Below are 25,321 nucleotides of genomic sequence, written 5' to 3'. Positions count from 1 at the left end.
GCCACCACCACGACCCCGGCCAGACGAAACCGCCCGGCTCGAGCGGACTCGAGCCGGGCGGCGGCAATGCGGCGATGCGGTAATGCGGCGATCGACTACGGGCGCATCTCGTACGCACCGTCGTAGGACTCGACCTCGGCCCACACCCGATCGAAGCGCGGACGATCGGCCACCGGCGGGCGCAGCGCCGACGCGGCCCAGCCCTGCTGCGCCGCGGTTGCCGACGGCTTGCCGTACAGCGTGGTGGCGTAGCCGTTGAAGTCGCGCACCTGGAAATCGAAGATCTGGTCGATCAGATCGCGATCGAGGCCGGTGATCGCGGCCTGCTCGAGCACCAGCTGGCCGTAGACCACCAGGGAGAACAGGTGGCCGATGGTCAGCATGAAGTCGAGGTCCTGCTGCTGATCGGCATCGGGGGCCGCGGTGGTGAGCAGCTCGCGCAGCGCCTTGGCCTGCTCGTAGAACCGCCCGACATTCGGGATGTCGGCATGCTTTTCGTAGACCGGGGTCCAGTCGGCGAACTGCACCTTGCCCGCGCCGCGGGCCGGGCCCTGCTGGAAGAAGAACTCGTCGTCGGCCGCGTCCCGACGGGTGCCGACCTCCGGGTACTCCTTCGGGTTGAACAGGTAGTTCGGCATGAACTTCAGGATCTGCCCGACGTTGACGTGCACCGTGCCCTCGAGGCGGGGCAGCGTGTTGATCAGGCGCGCCACCTCGGCGAAGTAGGTGTTCTTCTCGAATCCCTTGGCCGCGAGCACATCCAGCAGCAGCGTCATGACCGTCTCACCCTCGGAGGTGACCTTCGACTTGGTCATCGGGTTGAACAGCAGGTAGCGGCGATCCTCGAGCGAGGCGCTGCGGAAGTAGTCGACCGCGCGGTCGCTGAACAGCTTCATCGCGACGATGCGCGAGTAGGCGTCGACGAAGTTGGTGCGCACGTGCGCGAAGTCGGTGACCCGCTTGCTGTACAGAATCCGGTTGTGCGCGTGGGTGATCGCCTCGTAGAACGAGTGCTCGACCATGCCGATGCCGCCGTGGCACAGGTTGAACTTGCCGACGTTGACGGTGTTCAGCGCCGCGGAGAACGCCTCGGGGCCGGTGTGCAGGATGTCCTCGGCGCGCACCGGGTAGTTGTCGAGCCGGAAGGTGCTCACGTACATCTGCTGGTGCACAACGTTTCCGAGCAGCCGGTAGTTCTCGTGGCGGCTGTCGGCGGCGAACCAGACGTAGCCGTCCGCGCCCTCGATATCGGCACGGCGGGAGAACACCGACACCATGCTCGCCACGTTGCCGTTGCCGATGTAGTACTTCTCGCCGTTGGCGCGGAACAGGATTCCGGCCTCGTGGTCGGCGCTGCCCGGCTCGGTCGGGGTGAGCACCAGGTCGGTGTTGTAGATGTCGGCGCCGTGGGTCTGCTCGGACAGGCCGAACGCCATCACCTCGCCCGCGGCCAGATCCGCCGAGGCCTTCTTCTTGGCCGCCTCGTTCGCGCTCTGCCAGATCGGGCCGAGGCCGAGGATGGTGACCTGCTCGGCGTACCAGTACGCCAGGCCGTAGAAGCCGAAGATCTCCGACAGCGCCGCGTTGCGCGCCGCGTCCCAGCGCCGGTTCTCGTCGCCGTCGGCGTAGGCGGCCGGGGTCAGGAAGGTGGCGAACAGCTTCTCCTTCTTGACGAAGTCGAGGAAGTCCGCGGTCCACACCGCGTCCGCGTCGTCGGCGAGCAGCCGCACCTTGCCACGCGACTCGAACCATTCGATGGTCGCCTTCAACAGGCGCCGCGTCTCGGCGTCGAACTGCTGGGGGTCGTAGGTGGCGGGGTTGAACAACAACGCGTCGGTGCTCGTCATGCCGGTTAACTTACCAGCGAGTAACAGCACCTCGAGGCCGGTCTGCCTTTGACGCGTCGGCAAATCCCGCCTACGGATCCGTAGGTCGCGGCGAAGTTCTGGCGCCGAGCTCTTTTGTTTCATCGAAGCAAACGTTATATTTGTTTCATGGAAGCAAACAAAGACCAGATGTCGCAGCTCGCCCGCACCGTCATCCGGTTCACCGAGGCCACCCGCCAGGGCACGTCCCGGGTGTACGACCCGGTGCGCGTCGGTGTGCTGCAGCACGCGGCCGAGTCGGGCCCGCTGCGCGCGGGCGAGCTGGCAGAGCGTCTCGACGCGCTTCCCTCCTCGATCACCCGGCATGTGCAGGCACTGGCCGAATCCGGGCTGGTCACCACCGCACCCGATCCGGCCGACCGGCGCGCCGTGCTGGTCGAGGTCACCGAGGCGGGCCGCACGGAGCTGAACCAGTTCATGGAGCTCGGCGATCAGGTGTTCGCCGCGGTGATCGCCGACTGGTCCGCCGAGGACGTCGCCACCCTCGACCGCCTGCTCACCCGCCTGCTCGAGGCCTGGGCCGAGACAGGTCAGGCACAGCAGCAACGCGCGGTCAAGCGCCGCGGAACCCGATTCGGCTGGAGCCGGATCTAGTAGCACAGGAGAGAAATGTCATGAGCAACAACGCATCCCTGCGGGTGATCATCGCCGGTGGCGGCATCGGCGGGCTGGCGCTCGCCAATGGACTTCGCCGCGCCGGGGTCGGCGTCTCGGTGCACGAGCGCGAGATCGAGCGCACCGACCGGCTGCAGGGTTTCCGCATCCACATCAGCCCCAAGGGCAGCCAGGCGCTCGCCGAATTGCTGTCACCCCAGATGTTTTCCACGTTCATATCCCGAACCGGCAAGGGCGACATCTCGTTCGGCTTCATCACCGAGCAGATGAAGCAGTTACTGGAATTCGATCCCGTCGAGCCGACCAACAATCCGGCCGGCGGCGACCGCTACGGCGTCAGCAGGATCACCCTGCGCCAGATCCTGCTCGCCGAGCTCGGCGATACGGTGCGCTTCGGCAGCATGTACGAGCGCTACGAGCGCCGCCAGGACGGCCGCGTCGTCGCCCACTTCGCCAACGGCACCACCGAAATCGGCGATGTACTGGTCGGCGCGGACGGCGGCACCTCGCGGGTGCGCGCGCAGTATCTGCCGCACGCGCAGCGCATCGACACCGGAATCGTCACCATCGCGGGCAAATACCCGCTGACGCCCGAAACGCGCGACCGGCTCGACCCGGTCCTGCTGCGCCACCCGGTGAGCGTCATCCCGCCGACCGGGTGCGGATTGTTCGTCGCCCCACACGAATTCGACGAACCCACCGATGACGCACTCCTTGGTGCGACGGCGCCACCGGTGACCGGCGCGCTGTTCGACAACTCCCAGTCCTATGTGCTCTGGGGGTTCGGCGCCAAGCGTGCGCATTTCGGCGCCGATCTCGAAGCACTGGACACCGGGCAGCTGCACGATCTCGCCGTCCGGATGACCGAGGGCTGGGCGCCCGCACTGCGCAGGCTGGTTGCCGACACCGACACCGACACGGTCACCCTGCTGCCGATCAAGACCTCGGTCCCGCTCGACGCGTGGGAGACGACCAGTGTGACGCTGCTCGGCGACGCGATCCACAGCATGACCCCGTTCGGCGGTGTCGGCGCCAATACCGCGCTGCGCGACGCACAGCTGTTGTGCCGCAAGCTGACCGCCGTCGATCGCGGCGAGCAGCCGCTGCTGCCCGCCATCCACGAGTACGAGGCGCAGATGATCGACTACGGCTTCGCCGCGGTGCGCACCTCGCTGCGGGCCGCCAACCAGTCCGTATCGGACAACCGGCTGGCACGCACCGCGGGCAGGCTGGTGTTCCGCACGGTCAACGCGGTACCACCCCTGCGGCGCAAGATGTTCGCCGGACTGGGGGCGTGAGCGACCGGCAACGGCCCCGGCGCCGAATGCTCGACGCCGGGGCCGTTGTCCTCGAAAGCTAGCCGCGGATCTTGGCGACCACCGCGTCGATCGCGGATTCGGCCGGGATCTCGGTGCTCTCGCCGGAGAAGCGGTCGCGCAGTTCGACCTTGCCCTCGGCCCAGCCGCGGCCGATGACGAGAACCCAAGGCATGCCGAGGAGTTCGGCGTCCTTGAACTTCACGCCGGGGGACGCGGTGCGGTCGTCGAACAGGACATCGAGGCCCTGCGCGTTCAGGCCCGCCACCACTTCCTCGGCGCCGGCGCGGGCGGCGTCGTCCTTGTTGGCGATGACCACGTGCACGTCGTACGGCGCCACCTCGCTCGGCCAGCGCAGGCCCTTGTCGTCGTGCTGCTGCTCGGCGATCACCGCGACCATGCGCGAGACGCCGACACCGTAGGAGCCCATGGTGAGCCGGACCGGCTTGCCGTTCTCGCCGAGCACGTCCACGTCGAACGCGTCGGTGTACTTCTTGCCGAGCTGGAAGATGTGGCCGATCTCGATGCCGCGCGCGGCCACGAGCACGCCGCGGCCGTCGGGCGAGGGATCGCCGTCGCGGACCTCGGCGGCCTCGATGGTGCCGTCCGGGGTGAAGTCGCGGCCCGCGACCAGGCCGACGACATGCTTGCCCTGCACGTCCGCGCCGGTGATCCAGGCGGTGCCGGTGCCGACGCGCGGGTCGACCAGGTAGCGAACGCCGTTGTCCTGCAGCGCCTTCGGGCCGATGTAGCCCTTCACCAGGAACGGGTTGGCGGCGAAATCGGCCTCGTCGAGCAGTTCCACCTCGGCCGGTTCGACGGAGGCGCCGAGGCGCTTGTCGTCGACCTCGCGGTCGCCGGGCACACCGATGCCGAGGATCTCGGTCTTGCCGTCCGGGTGGCGCAGCTTCACCATGACGTTCTTCAGCGTGTCGGCCGCGGTGACCGGGCGGTCGTACACACCGGCGGCGTTCGCCCAGTCCACCAGGGTGGCGATGGTCGGGGTGTTCGGGGTGTCGTGCACGACGGCGGCGGGCAGGCCGTCGACGGGCAGCGGCGCGGGCGCGGGCGTGACGACGGCCTCCACGTTCGCCGCGTACCCGGATTCCCGGCACACCACGTAGGTGTCCTCGCCGACGGGGCTGTCGGCGAGGAACTCCTCGGAGGCGCTGCCGCCCATCGCGCCGGAGGTGGCCGCGACGATGACGTACTCGACACCCAGCCGGTCGAAGATGCGCTGATAGGCCTGGCGGTGCGCGTCGTAGCTGGCCTTCAGCCCGTCGTCGTCGAGGTCGAAGGAATAGGAGTCCTTCATGACGAATTCGCGGCCGCGCAGGATGCCCGCGCGCGGCCGCTCCTCGTCGCGGTACTTGGTCTGGATCTGGTACAGCGTGACCGGCAGGTCCTTGTAGGAGCTGTACTCGCCCTTCACGGTGAGCGCGAACAGCTCCTCGTGGGTGGGGCCGAGCAGATAGTCGGCGCCCTTGCGGTCCTGCAGGCGGAACAGGCCGTCACCGTATTCGGTCCAGCGGTTGGTGGTCTCGTACGGATCGCGCGGCAGCAGCGCGGGCAGCGAGATCTCCTGGGCGCCGATCTCGTTCATCTCTTCCCGGACGACGTCCTCGATGCGGCGCAGCACGCGCAGGCCGAGCGGCAGCCACGAGTACACACCCGGGGCGATGCGGCGCACGTATCCGGCGCGGACGAGGAGTTTGTGGCTGGGCACCTCTGCGTCGGCGGGGTCGTCGCGCAGGGTACGCAGGAACAGGCGGGAGAGGCGGGTGATCACGGATCAAGAGGGTAGTCGCTGGCTCTGCGATGTCCGCAGCGCATTACCGTATCCAGTCGTGCTGGTGCTGCTACCTCCCTCCGAAACCAAGTCCGACGGTGGTGCCGACGCACCGCTCGAGCTCGACGCGCTCACAATGCCGCAGCTCACGGCGGTGCGTGACGGGCTGATCGATGCGCTGGTCAAGCTGGCCGCCGACCCGGACGCCTCGCGCACGGCGCTGGGCCTGGGCAAGGGGGCTGATAGCGAGATAGCGCGCAATGCGACCTTGCGCACGTCCCCCACCCGCCCGGCGCTGCAGCGCTACACCGGCGTCCTCTACGACGCGCTCGACGCGAAGTCGTTCACCAAGGCGCAGCGCGAGAAGGCGTTCGCGCGCCTGGCCATCGGCTCGGCCCTGTTCGGCGCGGTGCGCGCGGGTGACGCGATTCCCGCCTACCGCCTGTCCGGCGGCTCGAAACTGCCCGGCCTGCCGACCCTTTCGGCCCTCTGGCGCGATTCGCTCGCCGACGCGCTGCACGCCGAGGCGGCGGGCGATCTCGTCGTCGACCTGCGCTCGGGCACCTACCAGCAGCTCGGCCGGGTCCCCGGCGCGCTCACCGCCAACGTGCTCACCGAACACGCCGACGGCAGCCGGACCGTGGTGAGCCACTTCAACAAGCATCACAAGGGGCTGCTGGCCCGCGCACTCGTCCTGACCCGCGCCGAACCCACCGATATCCGGGGTGTCGCCCGGGTGGCCGCCAAGGCCGGGCTGCGTACCGAAATCGCCTCCCCCGCAGAGCTGCTCATCATCACCTGATCTTCAGGACGTCAGCTTCGCGAGCTCCGCGGCGAGGTTCGCGCGGGCGGGCGCCTCGAAACGGGTGCGGGCGATGCCGGTGCGGAACAGGTTGGGCTGGTCGGCGAGGGAACGTAGCACCGCGGCGCGGCCGAGCCGGAACGCCTCGTCCGGCACCTGGTGGTACTCCTGCCGGATCGCCTCGGTATATGCCACGTACTCGGGTTCCGCGGCCGCGAGAATGGCCAGGTCGGCATCGCACAGGACGCTGCCGTTGCGGTCGCCGGGTGCGGCGTGATGGGTCGCGGTGAGCCGGACCAAGCGGACCACCTCGTCCACGAGTTCGGCAGGCGCGCCCAGTGATTCGAGGACGGACTCGGCCAGTTCGGCGCTGCGTTCCTCGTTGTCGGGACGATCGATCGCGTAAACCGCGTCGTGAAAGAACGCCGCGTAGCGAACAGCGTCGACATCGTCGGCGTCCGCGGCGAGCTCATCGATGACGTGCAGCATGGTGGCCAGGTGATCGACCGTGTGATACCGCCGGTGCGGTTCCCGATACCGATCGATCAGCTCGGCGCCGACCTCCCGCGCCGTATCGCCCGCCAGTGCCACCCAGCTGTCGAGCAGCCGTGCCTGTGTACTCATGGCCCTAGTCTTGCCGCCGGCCTCGCCGCGGACAATGCTCGGCGCCCGCGGTTTTCGGCACAGCGGGTGTCAGCGAGCGGCGGCGGCGAGTGCCTTGCCGACGTCCTCGGCGTCCACGGAAACCGGAGCGGATTCCCAGAAGGGGTGGAACAACCGGCGGCATGACGCCAGTTGTTCCCGCAGCCGCGCGTCAGCAGCGCAACCAGATCACCGAGAGGGTGGGACCGGGAGCCGAACCGGACGCGGGTACGGGGCGGGGGCGCGGCGCCACACTCGCGGAGATCCTCATCCACCTCGGGCGGCGCATGCTCATTCTCATCATCCGAACTCCCACGAACACGGACGACAGTTCTTGTGGTCCAAAGGTTTACGGTAACCCAGATCCGGGTAGGCCGCGTGTTCATCGCCGATACCGTGACCTCCCCGCGCCCATACGACGGTGGCGCGAGCACGAGACGGTTCGCCCTCGGCGAGGTTGCAAGATCGTTACGGCGGCTATATTCGGGCGTTATGTCGCAATTTCATGGCATAGCTCACATATAGCCAATCGGCTATGTAATGCCCTCCATGAAATACGTTGCCATCGAAGATCATTCGCCTGATCGTGGTGAATTGCCAAAGTATTCAACTATTTACGAATGCTCGATAAATTCATTACCTACCCAAACGGCTCAAGGTCTTCTCAGGGTCCGTTGATTACCTGTCTGCGGCGCGGCACCGATGCCGCGTTCATCACATCGCGAAGGAAAACGACGATCATGCGTAAGGCTGTCAGTAAATCGAGAATCAGGATCACCGCGGCGGCGCTCGCCACCGCGACCATCGTCGGTCCCGCGGCCGTCGTGGCGACGGCCGCGCCCGCCCAGGCCATCCCGACGACGAGCGCGACGCCGACCACCGACGAACCGCGCAGCGAGTTCGACAAGGACGGTTACAACTCCCAGGGATACGACCGCTGGGGCTACAACCGCGACGGGTTCAACCGCCAGGGTTTCGACCGCAATGGCTTCGACCGCGCCGGATACGACCGCAACGGATTCGACCGCAACGGATTCAACCGCTCCGGTGCCAACCGTGACGGGTTCAACCGCAATGGGTTCGATCGCGACGGGTTCGACCGCAACGGCTTCGACCGCGCCGGATACGACCGGGACGGGTTCAACCGCTCCGGAATCAATCGGGACGGGTTCGACCGCAAGGGATTCGATCGTTTCGGCAACGACAAGAACGGCTTCGGCAAGGACGGCTACAACCGGGCCGGCTACGACAAGTGGGGCTACGACCGCCAGGGCATCAACCGCCAAGGCTTCAACCGCGCCGGATACGACCGCGACGGTTATGACCGCAGCGGCTTCAACCGCGAGGGCATCGACCGTCAAGGCAACCGCCGTCCGGCGCCCGCCCCCGCCCCGCCGCTGCCCGAACCGATCGAGCAGTTCCTCCGCCAGCTCCCGCCGCCGGTCGAGCAGGTTGTGCGACCGCCGGTGCAGGCCGCATACCAGGCGATTTACCCGCTGCTCCCGCGGTGAGCACCGTCGCCGAGCCGGTCGCCGCTCTCGTGGCCCGATTGCGGTACGACCGGCCGCGGCGCGATTAAGGTGCACACATGACGATGTTGCGGAGCAATAGCTGGACCGCAAGAGCGTGGATATTGCAGCTCGTCGCATTTATTTCTACCTTCGGTCTCCCGACGATCGTCGCGGTGACCATTCTGATCACCAGGAAGGCTCCGGACTGGCCCGATTGGGCGACGGACCTGTACCGCTGGTCCGGGTGGACGGCCTTCGTCTTCGCCGCGCTCGCCCTGTGGGTCGCCCACCGCGGCCTCGGGCTCAGCGCCGCGGAACTCGGGCTGCGCAACCCCAGGACGACCTGGACCGGATTCCTCGGCGCGACCGGCATCGGATATCTGGTGCTGTGGCTGGGCTTGATGGCGATGATGCTGTTCCCGGAGTGGACCGCCCCGGGCCAGACGCCCGGTCACGACAGCACAGCGGAGGCGGTGGTGTGGTCCGTGCGCGCGGGTGTGGTCGAGGAGACGGTGCTGCTCGCGTTGCCGATGGCGATCATGACGCGGCTGCGCTGCCCCTGGTGGGTTCAGCTCGCGGTGTTGACGGCGTTGCGCCTGCCGTTCCACCTCTACTACGGGCCCGCGGCGATCGCGCTCGCGCTGGTGTGGTGCGCGCTCGCGCGCTTCGCGTACAGCCGAATTCGCCTCATCTGGCCCTTCATGGCCGCACATGTGCTCTACGACCTGAACGTATCGGTGGTCCCGCTCGGCCCGATCCGCGCGCTCATCACACTGGTGATGCTGATCGCCGGTGCGGTCGCCTTCGCCACGCTGTGGCGCGAACGACAGCGCACCGCAACGGAATCGGTGGCGAGCCGATCGGCAGTGGGCTGAGCATGCGCCGCACCGATGTACTCGACGCGGTGGCCGCCTTCCTCGCGACCGTGGTCGCGGGCGCGACGATCCTGCTGCCCACCACCTTTCCGTGGGCGATCAATGCGCAGTCGTTCGAGATCGAGCGGCTGACGCTGAGCGTGCCACACGGCGCGGCGGCGGGCGTCATCGTCGCGTCGGCGGTCGCCGCACTGGTCACCGCGGCGAATTGGAGTGTGGCGGGCTGGGTTACGGCCGCGCTCGGCCTCATCGGCATCCTGGCCAACCACATCGCCGGACACGATGTCGGCGCGGCGGGCGCGCTGACGACACTCAACTATGTCGACGCGGTATGCGGCGGCGTCACCTTGGGCGGCCTCGGCGCGGTGGTGTTGCACCGCAGGGCCACCGCGCTCGGATTCGCGCTCGGCGGTGCGAGTCTCCTCGTCATCGGCGACCTGTCCCAGGCGTTCCACCTCATCGGCTATCGCCCCGGCGACGCGGGCAACCTGCCGATCTGGTCGGTGCTGGAGACTCCGCCGCTGTGGCTGGTCGCGGTAACGGTGCCGCTGGTCGCGTCGAGCGCGTTGCTGAATCGTTCCGCCGTGGTGTCGCGCCGGACGCCGCGCGAGCTGTCGCTGCCGCCGGTTCTCGCGGCGCTGGTGCTCGGCCTCGCCCTGGTCGGCGCCGCCAATTGGCTTGCCGGCCACCATCCGCACCCGGGCCAGATCCTCCTGGCCGCGCTCGTCACCGTGCTCGCCGCACTCTGCGCCGCGCTCATGCTGCCCGGTCGCGACGGCGTCGGGGTCCTGCTCGCGGCCTGCCTGATCGCCGCCAATGCCGCGCTCGGCCCGATCTCGCGGCCGGGCTGGAGCATTCCGCTGCTGGTCGCACTCACCGGCGCAGGCCTGCTGGCCGGTGTGTGGCGCCCGTCGGTGCGCGCGGCCTTCGCCGCGGTGGCCGGTGTCGCCGGATACGCCGCACTCACCGCCACCGAGTACACCGGCCGCGATCCGCTCGTCACCGGGCTCGGCAGTGCCGCACTGGCTTTGGCGGCCGGATACTGCTGCACCAGCGCCCGCCCGCGCCGCACACCCAGCGCGGTGCTCGCCATGTCCACGCTGTTCCTGCCCTCGATCGTCGGCACACTGCACACCAACCGCCCTGACCTGGTGCCGGAGGGCATCCACGTCAACGCCCCGGTCCCCGCCGCCACCGCTGGCCTGACCGCACTCGCCATCACCCTGGGCTGCGTACTAGCCGTCGCCGCCCTATATCGCCTGCGCCCCATAGAATCCCGCCGCACCCGCACCGTCCTCGCCCCGGGCCCGCCAGGACCTCCGGACACAGCCGCGGGCGTACCCCTCTGACAACAGCCCCTCGCTCCGCGACGCCCCCGTGGCCTCTCCGCAATCGCGGTGCACCAGACGGCCTCTCGGCACCATCCCGGCCAACCGTTCGCCGAGCGCAGTCGAATGGCCGTGCGACACACCGTAGTCCAGGACCTTTCGACTGCGCTCGACGGATCTCGAATGCTGTTCGGCGCATCGATGGCCCCGCACGGCCAGGCACCAGCGAATAGCTCGCCCGGAAATAGGCTCGCGGCCAAGCCCGGTCGCGCCCTACGTCCGATGTTCAATGCACCGGTCATGAGCGCCACCGGACCCTGTTCCACACCGAGCACGATGTGCTGCGAACTCGGGACATTCACAATTACGTTGCGCCGCTTGACCCTTCGTTCGTGCCACGACTGGCGGTAGTGCTCGCCTGGCGCTCTTCGCGGTCACGTGGCGCTGCCGGGCGGTCATCCGCCATGTGCCACACGCGGCACTCCGCAGGCTCTCCCGATCATGGTGCGCCGCTGGCCCCTTCGTTCGTGCCACGACTGGTGGTGAGGTCGCGGATGAGGAGGGCGGCGTGGAGGGAGGTGCGGGATTCGCCGTCGTCCAGGTCGATGTCGAGGATGCGCTCGATGCGGGCCAGACGGTCGTAGAGGGTCGGGCGGCTGATGTTGAGCCTGCGGGCGAGCTCGGTCTTGTTGCCCGCCAGGTCGAGGAATTGGCGCAGGGTACGGGTCAGGTCGGCGGTGTGGCGAATGTCGTAGCGCAGCAACGCGCTCAGCTCGGTTTCGGCGAAGCGCTGCACGCCCGGCTCATTGCGGATCAGCGACAGCAGCCCGCGCAACCGCACATCACCGCTGCGATAGAAGGGCCTGCCCACCACCGCCGTTTCCGACCTGCGGCGCTCCCGTGGCCCTGCCTCGTCCGTGCCCGTCGCGCGCGCGGTCATGGACAACGCCACTTCGGCGACATGCGCGGCGTGCGCCAGTTCCCTCGCGGTGTCGAGCAGCGAATCCGATTCGGCGCCGACGCCGATCACCACCCGCTGCACCCCGTCCACCCGCCGCACCTCACCGGTCATCGCGGTGCAGGCGGCGCGCAGGCCCTCGTCGAGATCGGTCGTGCGTGCGACGGCGAGGATCAGGCTGACCCGGTCGCCGTGATCGGCGGCGGCCAGCGCGGTCGCCTTGGCCAGGCCGAGGCCGTGGGTGACCGCGTCGAGTATTCCGGCGCTGCGCCGCTGCCTGGCCACCGGATCGGTCTCGTCGAGCGCCGCGACATCGACGGCGAGCGGAACATAGGCGGCGCGCCTGAGCAGCCCCAGCGCGGCGGCCCTGGCCTGCGCGTCGCGTTCGTCGAGCACCCTGCCGTTGACCATGTCGTCGATCAGCCCGGTCTGCGCCTGACGGTGCAGGCCGAAGCGGTCCTTGTCGATCATCCGGTGCAGCGTCAGCGTCTGCGCCGCGCGCTCGAGCACCATCCTGGCGCGCGGGGCGGGTCCACGCGGCGAGCGCAGGATGAGCCTGCCCCACGGCTGGGTGTGCGGCCCGACGGCGACCACATCCGCGCCGTCGGGCAGCAGCCGCGAGGTGGTCTCCCAGTTCTCCAGGATCGCCGACGCGGTGGCATGGCGCGCGGTGAGCGCGAGCACCCGGTGTGCCAGGTCTTCGAGCACGACCGAGGCGTCGAGCATGCCCGCGGCGGTCTTGACGATCTCGGCCAGCGACGCACGGCGCACGCTGAGCTCGGTGAAGGTCTCGTGCACGGTGCGCGCGAACTCCAGTTCGGCGTACTGGTCGGCCACGATCATCCGGTGCACCGCCTCGGTGATCTCGACGAATCTGGTCACCCGGTGCAGGGCGATCACCGGAAGGCCGAGCGCGTCAGCGGTTTTCGCGACGCTGGGCGGCAATTCGCCGACGAAATCCCCCAGTTCCACCACCAGCCCCGAAACACCAGCGGCGGCAAGGGCGTTCAGGTATTCGACGGCCGCCTTGTCGCCATGTGCGAGCGCCTGCCCGGTGGTGAGCACCAGTTCACCGCCGACCAGCAGTTCGGCCACCTCGGGCAGGTCGATGACGTGCACCCAGCGGACCGGCCGGTCGAGCGGGCCACCGCCGACGACCTCGGGCTCCCCCGCGCGCACCACCGGCATGGCAAGCACATCGGAGAGCAACACCCGACGAATCGTAATACGAAATTCGAAATCGCGTACAGATTGTCGGCGTCCCGGCCAGGATTGATACGGGAGAGTGAGGACGACACCCGGTCACTCGCACCTGGATCGAATCGAGGAGATATGCAGACAATCGCGCACTGGCTCGACGGCAAGTCCTTCGCCGGAACGAGCGAGGCGACGCTGCCGGTGACCAATCCGGCGACTGGTGTGGTGACCGGACAGCTGGTGCTGGCCGGTGTCGAGGACGTACGCGCCGCGATCGCCTCGGCCGCGGCCGCGTTCCCCGACTGGCGCGACACCTCGCTGGCGCGGCGCAGCCAGATCCTGTTCCGCTTCCGCGAACTGCTCAACGCGCGCAAAGAGGAACTGGCCGCGCTGATCACCGCCGAACACGGCAAGGTACTCGCCGACGCGCTCGGCGAGGTGAGCCGCGGCCTGGAGGTGGTCGAATTCGCCTGTGGCATCCCGCATCTGCTCAAGGGCGGCTACACCGAGAACGCCTCGACCAAGGTCGACATCTTCAACATCCGCCAGCCGCTCGGCCCGGTGGCGGTGATCTCGCCGTTCAACTTCCCGGCCATGGTGCCGATGTGGTTCTTCCCGATCGCCATCGCCGCGGGGAACACCGTGGTGCTCAAGCCGAGCGAGAAGGATCCGTCCTCGTCGCTGTGGCTGGCCGAGCTGTGGCACGAAGCCGGTTTGCCCGCAGGTGTTTTCAACGTGGTGCAGGGCGACAAGGTCGCGGTGGACGAACTGCTGGAGAACCCGGGCATCAAGGCCGTCTCGTTCGTCGGCTCCACCCCGATCGCCCGCTACGTCTACGAGCGCGGCACCGCGCACGGCAAGCGGGTGCAGGCGCTCGGCGGCGCCAAGAACCACATGGTCGTCCTGCCCGACGCGGATCTGGACCTGGCCGCCGACGCCGCGGTGAACGCCGGATTCGGTTCCGCGGGTGAGCGATGCATGGCGATCAGCGTGGTTGTCGCGGTCGGCGAGGTGGCCGACGAACTGGTCGGCAAGATCAAGGACCGGGCCGTGACCATCAAGACCGGTGACGGCACCAGGGGCACCGATATGGGGCCGCTGGTCACCCGCGCACATCGCGACAAGGTCGCCGGATATATCGCGGCGGGCGAATCCGAAGGCGCCACTGTGGTTTTGGACGGCCGCGGCATTCAGGCCGACGGTGCGGCGGACGGATTCTGGCTCGGCCCGACGATTCTCGACAACGTCGGCACCGGGATGAGCGTCTACACCGACGAGATCTTCGGCCCGGTGCTGTCGGTGGTGCGGGTCGACAGCTACGAGGACGCGCTGGCCATGATCAACGCGAACCCCTACGGCAACGGCACCGCCCTCTTCACCAACGACGGCGGCGCGGCCAGGCGTTTCCACAACGAGGTCGAGGTCGGCATGGTCGGCATCAACGTGCCGATCCCGGTGCCCATGGCCTACTACAGCTTCGGCGGCTGGAAGAATTCACTGTTCGGCGATACCCACGCGCACGGCACCGAGGGCGTGCACTTCTTCACCCGCGCCAAGGCCGTCACCACCCGCTGGCTCGATCCGAGCCACGGCGGGCTGAATCTCGGCTTCCCCGAGAACAAGTAACCGAGGAAGGAGATTTCGCGCATGACGCTGCCCAACGGAATGACCACGGAACAGGCCGCGGAGTCGGCGGCCCGCGCCTACGAGCTGGACCGCCGCCACGTCTTCCACTCCTGGTCTGCCCAACGCCGGCTCACGCCGATGACCATCACCGCGGCACAGGGCTGCTACGTGTGGGACGGCGATGGCAACCGATTGCTCGACTTCTCCTCCCAGCTGGTGAACACCAACATCGGCCACCAGCATCCGAAAGTCGTTGCGGCGGTGCAGGAGCAGGCGGCGCGCCTGTGCACCGTCGCACCACAGCACGTCAACGACGCGCGCTCGGAGGCGGCGCGGCTGATCGCCGAGCGCACGCCGGGCGAGCTGGACCGGATCTTCTTCACCAACGGCGGCGCGGACGCCGTCGAGCACGCGGTGCGGATGGCCCGGCTGCACACCGGCCGCTACAAGGTGCTCACCCGCTACCGCTCGTATCACGGCGGCACCGAGACCGCCATCAACCTGACCGGTGATCCGCGGCGCTGGCCCAACGATCACGGCAACAGCGGCGTGGTGCACTTCTTCGGGCCGTTCCTGTACCGCTCGCAGTTCTACGCGAACACCGAAACCGAGGAAACCGAAAGGGCTTTGGCCCACCTCGAGCAGACCATCGCGTTCGAGGGCCCGAGCACCATCGCCGCGCTCGTGCTCGAGCCGATTCCCGGCACCGCCGGAATCATGGTTCCGCCACCGGGATACCTGGCGGGCGTCCGCGAACTGTGCGACCGGCACGGCATCGTCTTCATCGCCGACGAGGTGATGGCGGGCTTCGGCCGCACCGGAAAGTGGTTCGCCATCGAGCATTCCGGCGGTGTGGTGCCGGATCTGCTGACCTTCGCCAAGGGCGTGAACTCCGGGTACGTGCCGCTCGGCGGTGTTGCGATCAGTCCCGCCATCGCCGCGACCTTCGACGACCGCCCCTATCCCGGCGGGCTCACCTATTCCGGGCATCCGCTGGCCACCGCCGCCGCGGTCGCCACCATCACCGCGATGCGCGACGAGCGGATGGTCGAGAACGCCGCCGATATCGGTGCGCGCGTGCTCGGCCCCGGACTGCGCGAACTCGCCGAGCGCCATCCCAGCATCGGCGAGGTGCGCGGCACCGGCGTGTTCTGGGCGCTGGAACTGGTGCGCGACAGGGCGACTCGCGAACCGCTCGCGCCATACGGCGGGACGAGCCCGGCGATGAACGAGGTGGTCGCCGCCTGCCGCGCGGCCGGGCTGCTGCTGTTCGTCAACTTCAACCGGCTGCACGTGGTACCGCCGTGCGTCATCGGCGAGGCCGAGGCCAAGGAGGGACTCGCCATCCTCGATCAGGCGCTGACCCTCGCCGACCGGCACACGACCGCCGCCTGACCGCGCACGGGAATGCTCAGGGCGGCCCGCGCGTTCGCCCTGAGCATGACCGGTACCGCTGCGCTCTCCGATGACCTGAAGAAGTACCTGGACGAATCCAAGGTATTCGCGACCGTCGCCACGGTCGGCCCGAACGGGCAACCGCACCTGACGGTCATCTGGCTCAAACGCGACGGCGACGATCTGCTGTTCTCCAGCACCGTGACCCGCCAGCAGGCGAAGAACATCGCGCGCGACCCACGGGTCACGGTGATGATCAATCCGCCCGAAAACCCCTACGTGTACGCGGAGATCCGCGGCATCGCGACGGTGACCGCGGACCCGGAGCGGGCATTGCCGAACGAGCTGTCCCGCCGCTACACCGGCCAGGCCTACCTGGATTTCAACCCCGCCTCGATCAACGACAGCGACCGGATCATCATTCGCGTCACCCCGCGCAAGATCGCGGGCCGCCTGTAATCACCAACGGCCACTCGAGTATTCCCACTCTGCCGCCACCCCGCTCCCCCATTCGATACTGGGCCGGTACCGCGTAAGCCGGTGCACCGGTATCGAATTGGGGGACGACATGACCACGGGGCACACCCGCAAACTGAACGACACCGTCTTGGTCGCGCACTTGATCCTGCTGGCCGTCGGCGGGTGCCTCGGCGCGATCGGGCTGGCTTTCCCGAACCTGCCGCTGGTGGGGATCGGTAGTTTCGGCGCCGTCGGCGGCGCCGTCGGCCTGCTCTTTCACGTCGTGCTGTTCAGCGTGCGCCCCGGCATCACCGTCCGAGCGCTGACGCGGTTATCGCTGATCTGGGCGGCCATTGCCGTCGTGGCCGCGGCGATCATCGGCTGGGCGATCGACGATGGGTCACGCGGCGCGAATATCGGCGGCGGCGCCGCCCTGTTGCTGGTTGTCGGCTCGGCCGTCTCGGCGATCACCACGGTGCTCGCCATCGCCCTCCGGCATCGGCCACGGCACGCCTGATACCGACCGGTTGCGACGCCATGCCCAGTTGACGAATCATCATATGAGACTGCCCAGTTCGCGTTGGACAGAATTCGGAGCCCGCGCCCCCGTTTGCCAGCACCCCATGACGGCGCCGACCCTGCGCGCCACTGACGCCAAGGAATTCCTGGAGCTACTGCGCGGCTTCGCCGCCGCGTCCGGACGCACGCGCGGCACCCTGCTGCGGCACGCCAAGGAATACGCGAAGGATCTCCACGCGTCGATGCCGCGCTCGACCTTCTACTGGCTGCTGAGCGAACGGAACACCGCGCTGCCACGCAACCACGCGCAAGTCGCCGCGATCTGTAAGGCCTGCAAGCTCAGCGACGAGGAGGTCGCCGACATGCTGACGACGTGGCGCACACTGGCGCAGGGCGAGCACCTCGGCCGCGACGGTGCCGGTGTGGCCCGGTAACGCTGCGGCTCAGGCCTTTTGCGCTTCCTCCTGCGCATGATGGGCCTGGGCGAGCTGCTGCGGTGTGTAGCGCAGCGTCAGCGCGAGCAGTCCGATGATCAGCGCGCCGATCGCGGCGACGAACAGCACCAGCGTGTACCCGTTGCCGAGGGCATCCAGTTCGGCGGTGTTCATCCCGCTCGGCTTGCCGGTGCGCCCGCCGAGCACCAAAGTGCGCGAAATGGCCACCGGCGTCAGCAGACCGATGGCGAGCGGGGTGCCGATCGCCATGAGCATCTGGCCGATCGCGGTGAGCGGGCCGATATTGTTCGGCGGGACACCGACCAGCAGGCACAGCGGAACGAGCACGATCGCCATGCCGATACCGAAACCGATCACCACGAACAGCGTCAGCAGGGTCGGCAGGTACGCCACCGAACGATCGATCGTCGAACCGAAGAGCAGGCCGATCACCAGCACCACCGCCGCACCGCTCAGCAGCCAGCGCGGCGCGACCAGGTCCGCCAGCTTCGAGGCGACGGCCGTGCCGATGCCGGCGCCGAGGGTGAACGGGATGAACGAGACGCCTGCGCTCAGCGGGCTGTAGCCGAGTACGTTCTGCACGAACAGCGGCGCGAAATAGGTTGTCGCACCGAGCACACCGCTCGCCAGGACGATCGCGACGAAGGTGACGACGCGGTCCCGGTTGTCGAACAGCGACCACGGCAGCAGCGGATTCTCCACCCAGCGCTCGGCGAAGACGAACACGATCAACAGCACCACGCCCGCGATCAGCGAGCCGATGATGACCGGGCTGCCCCAGCCCATCTCGGGGCCCTCGGTCGCGCCGAAGACGACCAGGGCGCAGGCCAGCGTGCCGAGTACCGCGCCGCGGACATCGAGGCTCACCCGGTGATGGCTGGTGTCGCGCAGTTTGTAGATCGCGCCGAGCACGATCAGGATGCCGATCGGCACATTGATCAGGAAGATCACCCGCCAGTTGACCTGCGTCAGCGCACCACCGATCACCAGCCCGCCCACCGAACCGACGGCCATCATCGAGCCGAAGATCGCGATCGCCTGATTGCGCGCCGGTCCCGGCGCGAACGTGCTGACCACCAGTGCCAGCGCGGCGGGCGCCGCGAGTGCCGCGCCGGTGCCCTGGATCGCACGGGCGATGATCAGCGTGGCCTCGTTGAACGCCGCACCGCAGGCCAGCGAGGCCAGCGTGAACATCGAGGCGCCGATGACGAACATCCGCTTGCGGCCGAAGGAATCGCCGATCCGGCCGCCGAGCAGCATCAAGCCTGCGAAGGGCAGCGCGTAGGCGGTCACCGTCCACGCCGCGCCCGAGCTGGACAGACCGAGTTCGTCCTGTAGTCGCGGCACGGCCAGGATGACGACGGTGCCGTCGAGCACCACCATCAGCTGCAGCCCGCTCAAGACCAGAATGGCGAGCCCGAAGGCCCGCTGCGTCACGGGATACTGCGTCGTCGCAGCGGGATTCTGGAGCACAGGGAGCCACTGTAATTGATGGCGCGCATTACTCGCTGCCCCGGCGCAGAGTCACTCGGCGGGAGCGGAGAACCCGGCGGTCGGGCCGATCACCACGATCGCGGGCGGGCGGATGCCCTCGTCGCGGACCCGGGCCGCGACGGTGGCGAGGTCGGCGCGCAGCACGCGCTGGGTGCGCAGCGTGCCCTCCTGGATGACCGTCGCCGGGGTGTCCTTCGGCCGTCCGCCGTCGAGCAGCGCCGTCGCGAACTGTTCGATCCGCTCCACCGCCATCATCAGCACCAGCGTGCCGCGCAGCTTGGCCAGCGCGGGCCAGTCGACGAGCGAATCCGGATGGTCCGGTGCGACATGGCCACTCACCACCACGAATTCGTGGGTGACGCCGCGATGGGTCACCGGGATGCCCGCGGCGGCGGGCACGGAGATGGGGCTGGTGATGCCGGGGACAACGGTCACCGGCACACCGGCCGCGACGCATGCCTCGACCTCTTCGAAGCCGCGACCGAAGACGTACGGATCGCCGCCCTTGAGCCGGACCACGAACTTGCCCGCCTTGGCGCCATCGATCAGCGCGGTGTTGATCGCCTCCTGCGCCATCGCGCGGCCGTACGGAATCTTGGCCGCATCGATCACCTCGACGTGCGGGCCGAGTTCGGCGAGCAGTTCCGGCGGTGCGAGGCGGTCGGCGACCACGAGGTCGGCGCGGGCGAGCAGGCGGCGGCCGCGCACGGTGATCAGGTCGGGATCGCCGGGCCCGCCGCCGACCAGTGCGACGCCGGGGGTGATCGGCGTCGAATCGTCGGTCACCACACCGGATTGCAGCGCCTCGAGCAGCGCGTTGCGCACGGCCGCCGAGCGGCGATGCTGGCCACCGGCGAGCACGCCGAGGGTCAGCCCGTCGTAGCGGGCGGTGGCGGGCGTGACCGCCGTACCGAGCCGGGCGACATCGGCGCGCACGCAGAAGATGCGGCGGCGCGTGGCCTCCTCGACCACGGCCGCATTGGTCTCGGGTTCATCGGTGCAGGCGATGACGTACCAGGCGCCGTCCAGATCACCGTCGGCGTAGGCGCGCAACGTGAGTGTCAACTGGCCGGACGTGGCCATGCCCTCGACCGCGGGCGTGGCCTCGCGGCTGATCACGTGCACGTCGGCGCCGGAGGCGATGAGCAGCCCGAGCCTGCGCTGGGCGACCGTGCCGCCGCCGACCACGACGACGCGGCGCCCGGTCAAATCGAGCCCGACCAGGTAGTTCGGCTCCCCGGTCGGCTGGTCGTCGGTGTTGTCTGACGTGTTCGGCACAAGTTTCGAGCCTACGGGCTCGGTCCGCGACACCCGAAACCCGGGCGGTCTCGAATGACGGCCGACGCGCGCCCGACCCGTCAGGATGGGTGCGGCCGCGCGTCCGGCCGCCATCGGTTTCGACGGAGGGAGAACGGTGTTCGGCGTTTCGAGAACTCATCGTGTCGGTATCGCGCTCGCGATCGCGGCGAGCTGCGCGGCGGCCGCGCCCGCCTCGGCAGGGCCGATCGCGTCGGCGCTGGCCGCGGCCGAGTCGCCGACGATCGCGCTGAAGGTGGCCAGGGGATCGGTCGGATCGGCCGACACCGTCACCGCCCGCTGCGTGACGACCATTACCGCCACCATGACCCTGCGTGACGGCACGCCGGTACCGTCAGGCACGGTCGACTTCTTCCTCAGCGGGCTCGGCAACGGCGATGCCTTCCTGGGCGCCGCGCCGGTGTCGAACGGACAGGCCAGCGTCAAGTGGACGCCGTCCGCGGGGGGCCGAACCGTGCTCAGCGCAGGCTATTTCGACGGCCTGCCGGACTATCTGCCGGTGGCCGCGGGCACGGTGGTGACGGTGTCGCCCGGTATCGGCGTCGATCTCGGCGGCGTCTGTCTGTGATGCGCTGGAGCGTCACGTCGCGGTCCCCCAACTGGAGTAACCAGATCAGCGATATCGGCTGAACCTAAGGTGGAGGCCATGACGCAGGCGATACCGGCAACTCGACTACTAGAGGTGGCATACGACGAGGCACTGCGCGGGCTCGCCGAGGGCGGCATCCCGATCGGCGCCGCGCTGTTCGACGGCGACGGCACGCTGCTCGGGCGCGGCCACAATCGCCGGGTGCAGTCCGGCGATCCGAGCACGCACGCCGAAACCGACGCCTTCCGCGCGGCGGGGCGGCGGCGCGACTACGGCTCGACGATCATGGTGACCACACTGTCACCCTGCTGGTACTGCAGCGGGCTGGTGCGCCAGTTCGGGATCGGCACGGTGATCGTCGGCGAGGCGCGCACCTTCCACGGCGGCCACGAGTGGCTCGCCGAGCACGGTGTGCGGATCACCGTGCTCGACGACAAGCGCTGCGTCGACCTGATGACGCGGTTCATCGCCGAGAGTCCCGCCCTGTGGCACGAAGACATCGGTGTGCCCGACGGGACGGCGTGAGCCGGGTTCAGCGCAGCTGGGGATTGTCCTGGACCCAGTGGAATCGGCTGCCGCGCACCGGGAAGCTGTCGAGGTCCACCTGCTGGAGCGCGACCGTCACGGGGCGGCCGTTCAGTTCGCCGGTCAGTGTCAACCGGTCGGGCGCCGTGCGATCGAAACTGAAGGCGGCGAACTGTTTCGGCGCCGCATCCGGTGCCGTCGGCGGCTCGGACATGGCGATCGTGCGCGCCTGTGCGTCCAGGGTGGCGGCGACGGGTACCAGGTCATCGTTCATGCGCTGATAGACGGTGGTGCCGCCGATATCGAAAACCAGTCGCCGCCAGCGTGTCTCGTCGGTGGTCAGCGGTGGCAGCTGGTGACCGTCCACACTGAAGTCGGTCACGTTCCAAATTCCGTAGAGCTCCGGCTTCGGCGCACCCGCACCGAATTCCGTGTACCCGGTGACGCCGAGCTGCACCGTGCCGCTGAGAATCCAGAGACCGAGCACCACCTGCACGACGGCCGCGATCCGGTTCGCCCGCTGGGTCCGGAACAATGCCGGTTGCCGAGCAGGTTCCGAATGGCGTTCCAGCACAAGGAAATTCGCCAGCCGCCTGGCCTGGGGCGCCAACAGCACCATGCTGAGCACCATCAGGTGGAAGGCCAGGATCTTCACCGGCACATCGAAGGTCATGTTGAGCACGAACACCTGCGCCAAGCTCACCAGGCTCAGCATGGCGCCCACCGTCGCGGTTCGCGGCCAGAACAGCAGCAGCCCGCCGAGCACCTCGGCGAGCCCGAGCAGGCTCTCGTACTGCGGTGAGACGCCGACCTGATTCCACAGCACCTCGAAGGGATGCAGGCCGCCGAACGGCAGGAGCAGCGTGGTCAGCGACGGCGGCGGCATCTGCGTCGGGATGAGCTTCGCCATCCCGTAGAACAGCATCTGCCCGGCCAGGCACAGCCTGATGAAGGTGAGGAACCAGCTGCCGAGCCGGGCGTACTCGACGCGACGGCGATCCAGGACGGTCCACACCACGGTGACCACCACCGCGACCACCGCCTCACAGAAGATCAGCAGCCAGATGACGGCCTGATCGCCACTGCCGGAGTTCTCGTGGAACACGGCATCCACGCCGAACAGGTGCAGGCCGACCCAGTGCGGGATGCCCATCACCAGCCGCATCTGCCACAGGATCGCCTCCTCCGGCAGCGACTTGGTGAAGTATCCGGCGAACACCCACAGGATCTGCGCGAACAGCAGGCAGAACAGCCCGAAGTAGACGAAGCTGAACCGAAAGGCAATGCGGGTCAGCGGGTTCCACGGTCGTGGCGGCTCCGGATCCGCGGAACCCGCCGGCTCCGCATCCGAAAGATCGATCTCCTTGGTCACCGCGGTCATGACCGCACCTCCTGCGCACTCGGCTTCGCTGCGCGCGCCTTCGGCAATCCCGGCATCCTCATATGTGCCGAAGCTATCGGAGCGAGCACGCTACGGCGTCGGGCTGTCGACCGTATCCATCTCCTCCTCCGGAGGTACCGGCACCTAGCCGGAAGTGGTACGCCCGTCTGTGTCAACCCTCAATGTCACCCACTGGACCTGCTGCGATTTCTTCCGATTTACCGCGTCCACGCCCGCTAGAACGCGTTACATTCACGCGGGAACGTTCCATGGCGCCAGGAGGACAAGCAATGGCCGAAGACCCCGATCCCGCACAGCGGCAACAGCTCACCGTGAGCGAGCGCGATCTCGACACGCTCGCCGAGGATCTGGCGCGCTGGCTGGACTCGAAGGTGGCCGCCGACCATCCGCCCAAGGTCGCCAATCTGACCAGACCGCAGTCGGGCGGCATGTCGAGCACCTCGATCCTGTTCGACGCCGAATGGAGCGTGGACGGCCGCCAGGAGAGCGGATCGTTCGTCGCCAGGATGGCGCCGGAGGCGGACTCCTTCCCGGTCTTCGAAACCTATGACCTGGCAACGCAATACAAGGTGATGGCGGGCGTCGCCGAGGCGACCTCGGTGCCCGTGCCCGGCCTGTGCTGGCTGGAGACCGACGAAACGGCGCTCGGCGCACCGTTTTTCGTGATGCGCCGGGTGGAAGGGCGGGTACCGACGGACAATCCGCCGTACGTGTTCGTCGGCTGGCTGTTCGACGCTACCGCCGCACAGCGCGCCGAACTCACCGCGGCGACGGTCGAGGTCATCGCGAAGGTGCACGCCGTCCCGGATCCGGCCGCGCGCTTCCCGATGCTCGCCGGGCCCGGCCAGTCGCTGCGCAGGCACGTCGAGGCCCAGAAGGCCTGGTATCGCTGGGCTCTGGCCGACGACGGCTACCGGATCCCACTGCTGGAGCGCGCCTTCGACTGGCTCGACGAGCACTGGCCCGCCGATCCCGGGCCCGACGTGCTCACCTGGGGTGATGCCAGGCCGGGCAACATCATCTACGACGAGTTCACCCCGGCCGCGGTACTGGACTGGGAGATGGCCGCATTGGGCCCGCGCGAGCTCGATATCGCCTGGGTCGTCTTCATCCACCGGTTCTTCCAGGACATCGCCACCCGCTTCGACCAGCCCGGCCTGCCCGACTTCCTCCGGCCCGCGGATGTGGTCGCGAAATACGAAGCGGTCAGCGGGCATACGGTGCGCGATCTCGACTTCTACATCGTCTACGCCGCATTGCGGCACGGCATCGTGATGGCCAGGGTCCGGCGGCGGATGATCCGCTTCGGCGAGGCCACCGACACCGACGATCGCGACGACTACGTGATGCACCGGGCGAGCCTGGAGGCTCTGCTCGACGGAACCTACGAATGGGACTGACATGCCTTCGCCTTTGGACGAATACCCCATCCATCAGACGCCGCTCTCCATGGCCAGGGTCGGCAGCAGCGATCGGAACTTCTACGACCGCAGCTACTTCAACGGCCACGATCGCGACGGCGGCACCCTGCTGATCACCGGCGGCGGCGTCTATCCGAACCTCGGCGTGATCGATGCCTATGCCAGCGTGCGGCGCGGCGACACGCTGCGTTCGGTCCGGTTCTCCGATGCGCTCGGCGATCGGGAGATGCAGACCAGGGTCGGCGGCTATCGCATCGAGGTGATCGAAGCGCTGCAACGGATCCGGGTGATCTGTGAGCATGACGACCTGAGCTTCGATCTCACCTGGGAGGGCGCCTTCCCCGCCGTGCAGGAGCAGCCGCACCTGATCCTCAACGGCAACCGGCCGATCATCGACGCCACCCGGTTCGCCCAAGTCGGTTCCTGGGCAGGCACATTGACCGTCGACGGCGCGGACATCACCGTCGATCCGCAGGTGTGGACCGGCACCCGTGACCGCTCCTGGGGCATCCGCCCGGTCGGCGAATCCGAGCCGCCCGGCCGCGCCGCCGCCGAACCCTCCGGCGGATTCTGGTGGCTGTACGTACCGCTGCGCTTCGACGACTTCTCGATCATCGTGATCGTGCAGGAGGAGCCGGACGGCAGGCGCACACTCAACGACGCCACCCGCATCTGGCCGGACGGCCGCGTCGAGCAGCTCGGCTGGCCCCGGGTGCACATCGACTACCGTTCCGGCACAAGGCTGCCCACCGGCGCCCGCCTCGACCTCACCACCCCCGACGGCAAACCACTCGAACTCGAGATCACCGCGGGCGCCGGCATCCCCCTCCACGTCGGCTGCGGCTACGGCGGCGATCCGGACTGGCTGCACGGCCAGTGGAAGGGCCGCGACTGGTCCCTGTCCAGCCGCTACGACCTCACCGACCCGGCCATCGTCGCCCGCACGCCCTACGGCGTCATCGACCACATAGCCCACGCCCGCTGCGGCTCCGCCGAGGGCTGGGGCCTCTTCGAACATGCCTCCCTGGGCCGCCACGACCCCACCGGCTTCGCCGACTGGGGCTCGGTAGCCCCCTGACCCTTTGGGCGGTGGCCCTTTCCGGCCACCGCCCAACTCCGGTCGTCACACCTTCCCGGGTTGTAGTCAAGTAGACCAATTCACTGCTAAGCTCCCTCAGTGCTCGCAATCCAGTCACCGAG

Annotated in this window: 23 protein-coding genes; 15 read left to right on the top strand and 8 right to left on the bottom strand. The window is 68.4% G+C overall.

Features of this window, described 5'->3' with window-relative positions; all coding sequences use genetic code 11:
• Positions 1-95: 95 nt before the first annotated feature.
• The gene (locus ACIG5A_RS37165) at positions 96-1,847 is read right to left on the bottom strand and encodes an acyl-CoA dehydrogenase family protein (protein ID WP_397248948.1); all 1,752 of its coding nucleotides are present in this window, start codon (positions 1,845-1,847) and stop codon (positions 96-98) included.
• 147 nt (positions 1,848-1,994) lie between these two features.
• On the opposite strand from ACIG5A_RS37165, the gene ACIG5A_RS37160 reads away from it, so the two are divergent.
• Positions 1,995-2,480 carry a MarR family winged helix-turn-helix transcriptional regulator gene (locus ACIG5A_RS37160; protein ID WP_397248946.1) on the top strand — a complete coding sequence of 162 codons (486 nt, stop codon included), beginning with the start codon at positions 1,995-1,997 and terminating at the stop codon, positions 2,478-2,480.
• Positions 2,481-2,500: 20 nt separating this feature from the next.
• A complete protein-coding gene (locus tag ACIG5A_RS37155; RefSeq protein WP_397248944.1) occupies positions 2,501-3,799 on the top strand; it encodes an FAD-dependent oxidoreductase in 1,299 nt (432 codons plus the stop codon).
• 58 nt (positions 3,800-3,857) lie between these two features.
• Here the strand turns inward: ACIG5A_RS37155 and ACIG5A_RS37150 are convergent, their stop codons facing one another.
• Positions 3,858-5,606 (bottom strand): proline--tRNA ligase, encoded by a 1,749-nt coding sequence (locus tag ACIG5A_RS37150; protein ID WP_397248942.1) that lies wholly within the window; start codon positions 5,604-5,606, stop codon positions 3,858-3,860.
• A gap of 58 nt (positions 5,607-5,664) precedes the next feature.
• On the opposite strand from ACIG5A_RS37150, the gene yaaA reads away from it, so the two are divergent.
• On the top strand, positions 5,665-6,408 hold the full coding sequence (gene yaaA / locus ACIG5A_RS37145) for a peroxide stress protein YaaA (protein WP_397249463.1): 744 nt from the start codon (positions 5,665-5,667) through the stop codon (positions 6,406-6,408).
• A 3-nt stretch (positions 6,409-6,411) separates the two neighbouring features.
• On the opposite strand, the gene ACIG5A_RS37140 is transcribed toward yaaA, so the two are convergent.
• Positions 6,412-7,032, bottom strand: coding sequence for a metal-dependent phosphohydrolase (locus tag ACIG5A_RS37140; RefSeq protein ID WP_397248940.1), 621 nt, complete (start codon positions 7,030-7,032; stop codon positions 6,412-6,414).
• Positions 7,033-7,790: 758 nt separating this feature from the next.
• Between ACIG5A_RS37140 and ACIG5A_RS37135 the strand changes: the two genes are divergently transcribed.
• From ACIG5A_RS37135 to ACIG5A_RS37125, 3 genes are all read left to right on the top strand, one after another.
• On the top strand, positions 7,791-8,561 hold the full coding sequence (locus ACIG5A_RS37135; RefSeq protein ID WP_397248938.1) for a hypothetical protein: 771 nt from the start codon (positions 7,791-7,793) through the stop codon (positions 8,559-8,561).
• Between the two features lie 173 nt (positions 8,562-8,734).
• Positions 8,735-9,436, top strand: a complete 702-nt coding sequence (locus ACIG5A_RS37130) for a type II CAAX prenyl endopeptidase Rce1 family protein (RefSeq protein WP_397248936.1) — start codon at positions 8,735-8,737, stop codon at positions 9,434-9,436.
• Positions 9,376-10,785 (top strand): hypothetical protein, encoded by a 1,410-nt coding sequence (locus ACIG5A_RS37125; RefSeq protein ID WP_397248934.1) that lies wholly within the window; start codon positions 9,376-9,378, stop codon positions 10,783-10,785. Before ACIG5A_RS37130 ends, ACIG5A_RS37125 begins: the two co-directional genes overlap by 61 nt.
• Before the next feature lie 478 nt (positions 10,786-11,263).
• On the opposite strand, the gene ACIG5A_RS37120 is transcribed toward ACIG5A_RS37125, so the two are convergent.
• Positions 11,264-12,910 carry a PucR family transcriptional regulator gene (locus ACIG5A_RS37120; protein WP_397249461.1) on the bottom strand — a complete coding sequence of 549 codons (1,647 nt, stop codon included), beginning with the start codon at positions 12,908-12,910 and terminating at the stop codon, positions 11,264-11,266.
• 144 nt (positions 12,911-13,054) lie between these two features.
• Between ACIG5A_RS37120 and ACIG5A_RS37115 the strand changes: the two genes are divergently transcribed.
• The 5 genes from ACIG5A_RS37115 (at position 13,055) to ACIG5A_RS37095 (ending at position 17,352) form a co-directional block, all read left to right on the top strand.
• Positions 13,055-14,545, top strand: coding sequence for a CoA-acylating methylmalonate-semialdehyde dehydrogenase (locus ACIG5A_RS37115; protein ID WP_397248932.1), 1,491 nt, complete (start codon positions 13,055-13,057; stop codon positions 14,543-14,545).
• Positions 14,546-14,566: 21 nt separating this feature from the next.
• A complete protein-coding gene (locus tag ACIG5A_RS37110) occupies positions 14,567-15,940 on the top strand; it encodes an aspartate aminotransferase family protein (RefSeq protein WP_397248930.1) in 1,374 nt (457 codons plus the stop codon).
• Positions 15,941-15,985: 45 nt separating this feature from the next.
• A complete protein-coding gene (locus tag ACIG5A_RS37105) occupies positions 15,986-16,399 on the top strand; it encodes a PPOX class F420-dependent oxidoreductase (RefSeq protein ID WP_397248928.1) in 414 nt (137 codons plus the stop codon).
• Between the two features lie 109 nt (positions 16,400-16,508).
• Positions 16,509-16,916, top strand: a complete 408-nt coding sequence (locus tag ACIG5A_RS37100; RefSeq protein ID WP_397248926.1) for a hypothetical protein — start codon at positions 16,509-16,511, stop codon at positions 16,914-16,916.
• Between the two features lie 106 nt (positions 16,917-17,022).
• A complete protein-coding gene (locus ACIG5A_RS37095; RefSeq protein WP_397248924.1) occupies positions 17,023-17,352 on the top strand; it encodes a hypothetical protein in 330 nt (109 codons plus the stop codon).
• Positions 17,353-17,361: 9 nt separating this feature from the next.
• Here the strand turns inward: ACIG5A_RS37095 and ACIG5A_RS37090 are convergent, their stop codons facing one another.
• The 3 genes from ACIG5A_RS37090 to ACIG5A_RS37080 form a co-directional block, all read right to left on the bottom strand.
• A complete protein-coding gene (locus ACIG5A_RS37090; protein WP_397248922.1) occupies positions 17,362-18,846 on the bottom strand; it encodes an MFS transporter in 1,485 nt (494 codons plus the stop codon).
• A 51-nt stretch (positions 18,847-18,897) separates the two neighbouring features.
• Positions 18,898-20,145, bottom strand: coding sequence for a uroporphyrinogen-III C-methyltransferase (gene cobA / locus ACIG5A_RS37085; protein ID WP_397248920.1), 1,248 nt, complete (start codon positions 20,143-20,145; stop codon positions 18,898-18,900).
• Positions 20,146-20,301: 156 nt separating this feature from the next.
• The gene (locus ACIG5A_RS37080; RefSeq protein ID WP_397248918.1) at positions 20,302-20,478 is read right to left on the bottom strand and encodes a hypothetical protein; all 177 of its coding nucleotides are present in this window, start codon (positions 20,476-20,478) and stop codon (positions 20,302-20,304) included.
• Between ACIG5A_RS37080 and ACIG5A_RS37075 the strand changes: the two genes are divergently transcribed.
• Together ACIG5A_RS37075 and ACIG5A_RS37070 are read left to right on the top strand one after the other, a co-directional pair.
• Positions 20,468-20,752 (top strand): Ig-like domain repeat protein, encoded by a 285-nt coding sequence (locus tag ACIG5A_RS37075; protein WP_397248916.1) that lies wholly within the window; start codon positions 20,468-20,470, stop codon positions 20,750-20,752. The two genes, ACIG5A_RS37080 and ACIG5A_RS37075, sit on opposite strands and share 11 nt — an antisense overlap.
• A gap of 78 nt (positions 20,753-20,830) precedes the next feature.
• Complete coding sequence (locus ACIG5A_RS37070; protein WP_397248914.1) at positions 20,831-21,298, top strand: nucleoside deaminase; 468 nt, start codon at positions 20,831-20,833, stop codon at positions 21,296-21,298.
• Positions 21,299-21,305: 7 nt separating this feature from the next.
• Here the strand turns inward: ACIG5A_RS37070 and ACIG5A_RS37065 are convergent, their stop codons facing one another.
• Positions 21,306-22,679 (bottom strand): DoxX family protein, encoded by a 1,374-nt coding sequence (locus ACIG5A_RS37065; protein ID WP_397248912.1) that lies wholly within the window; start codon positions 22,677-22,679, stop codon positions 21,306-21,308.
• 290 nt (positions 22,680-22,969) lie between these two features.
• Between ACIG5A_RS37065 and ACIG5A_RS37060 the strand changes: the two genes are divergently transcribed.
• The gene (locus ACIG5A_RS37060) at positions 22,970-24,100 is read left to right on the top strand and encodes a phosphotransferase family protein (protein WP_397248910.1); all 1,131 of its coding nucleotides are present in this window, start codon (positions 22,970-22,972) and stop codon (positions 24,098-24,100) included.
• Position 24,101: 1 nt separating this feature from the next.
• Complete coding sequence (locus tag ACIG5A_RS37055; RefSeq protein WP_397248908.1) at positions 24,102-25,199, top strand: hypothetical protein; 1,098 nt, start codon at positions 24,102-24,104, stop codon at positions 25,197-25,199.
• Positions 25,200-25,321 lie beyond the last annotated feature (122 nt).

The sequence above is a fragment of the Nocardia sp. NPDC052566 genome (genome assembly GCF_044547285.1).
Lineage (GTDB): Bacteria > Actinomycetota > Actinomycetes > Mycobacteriales > Mycobacteriaceae > Nocardia.
This window is presented reverse-complemented; position numbering and strand designations above follow the sequence as displayed.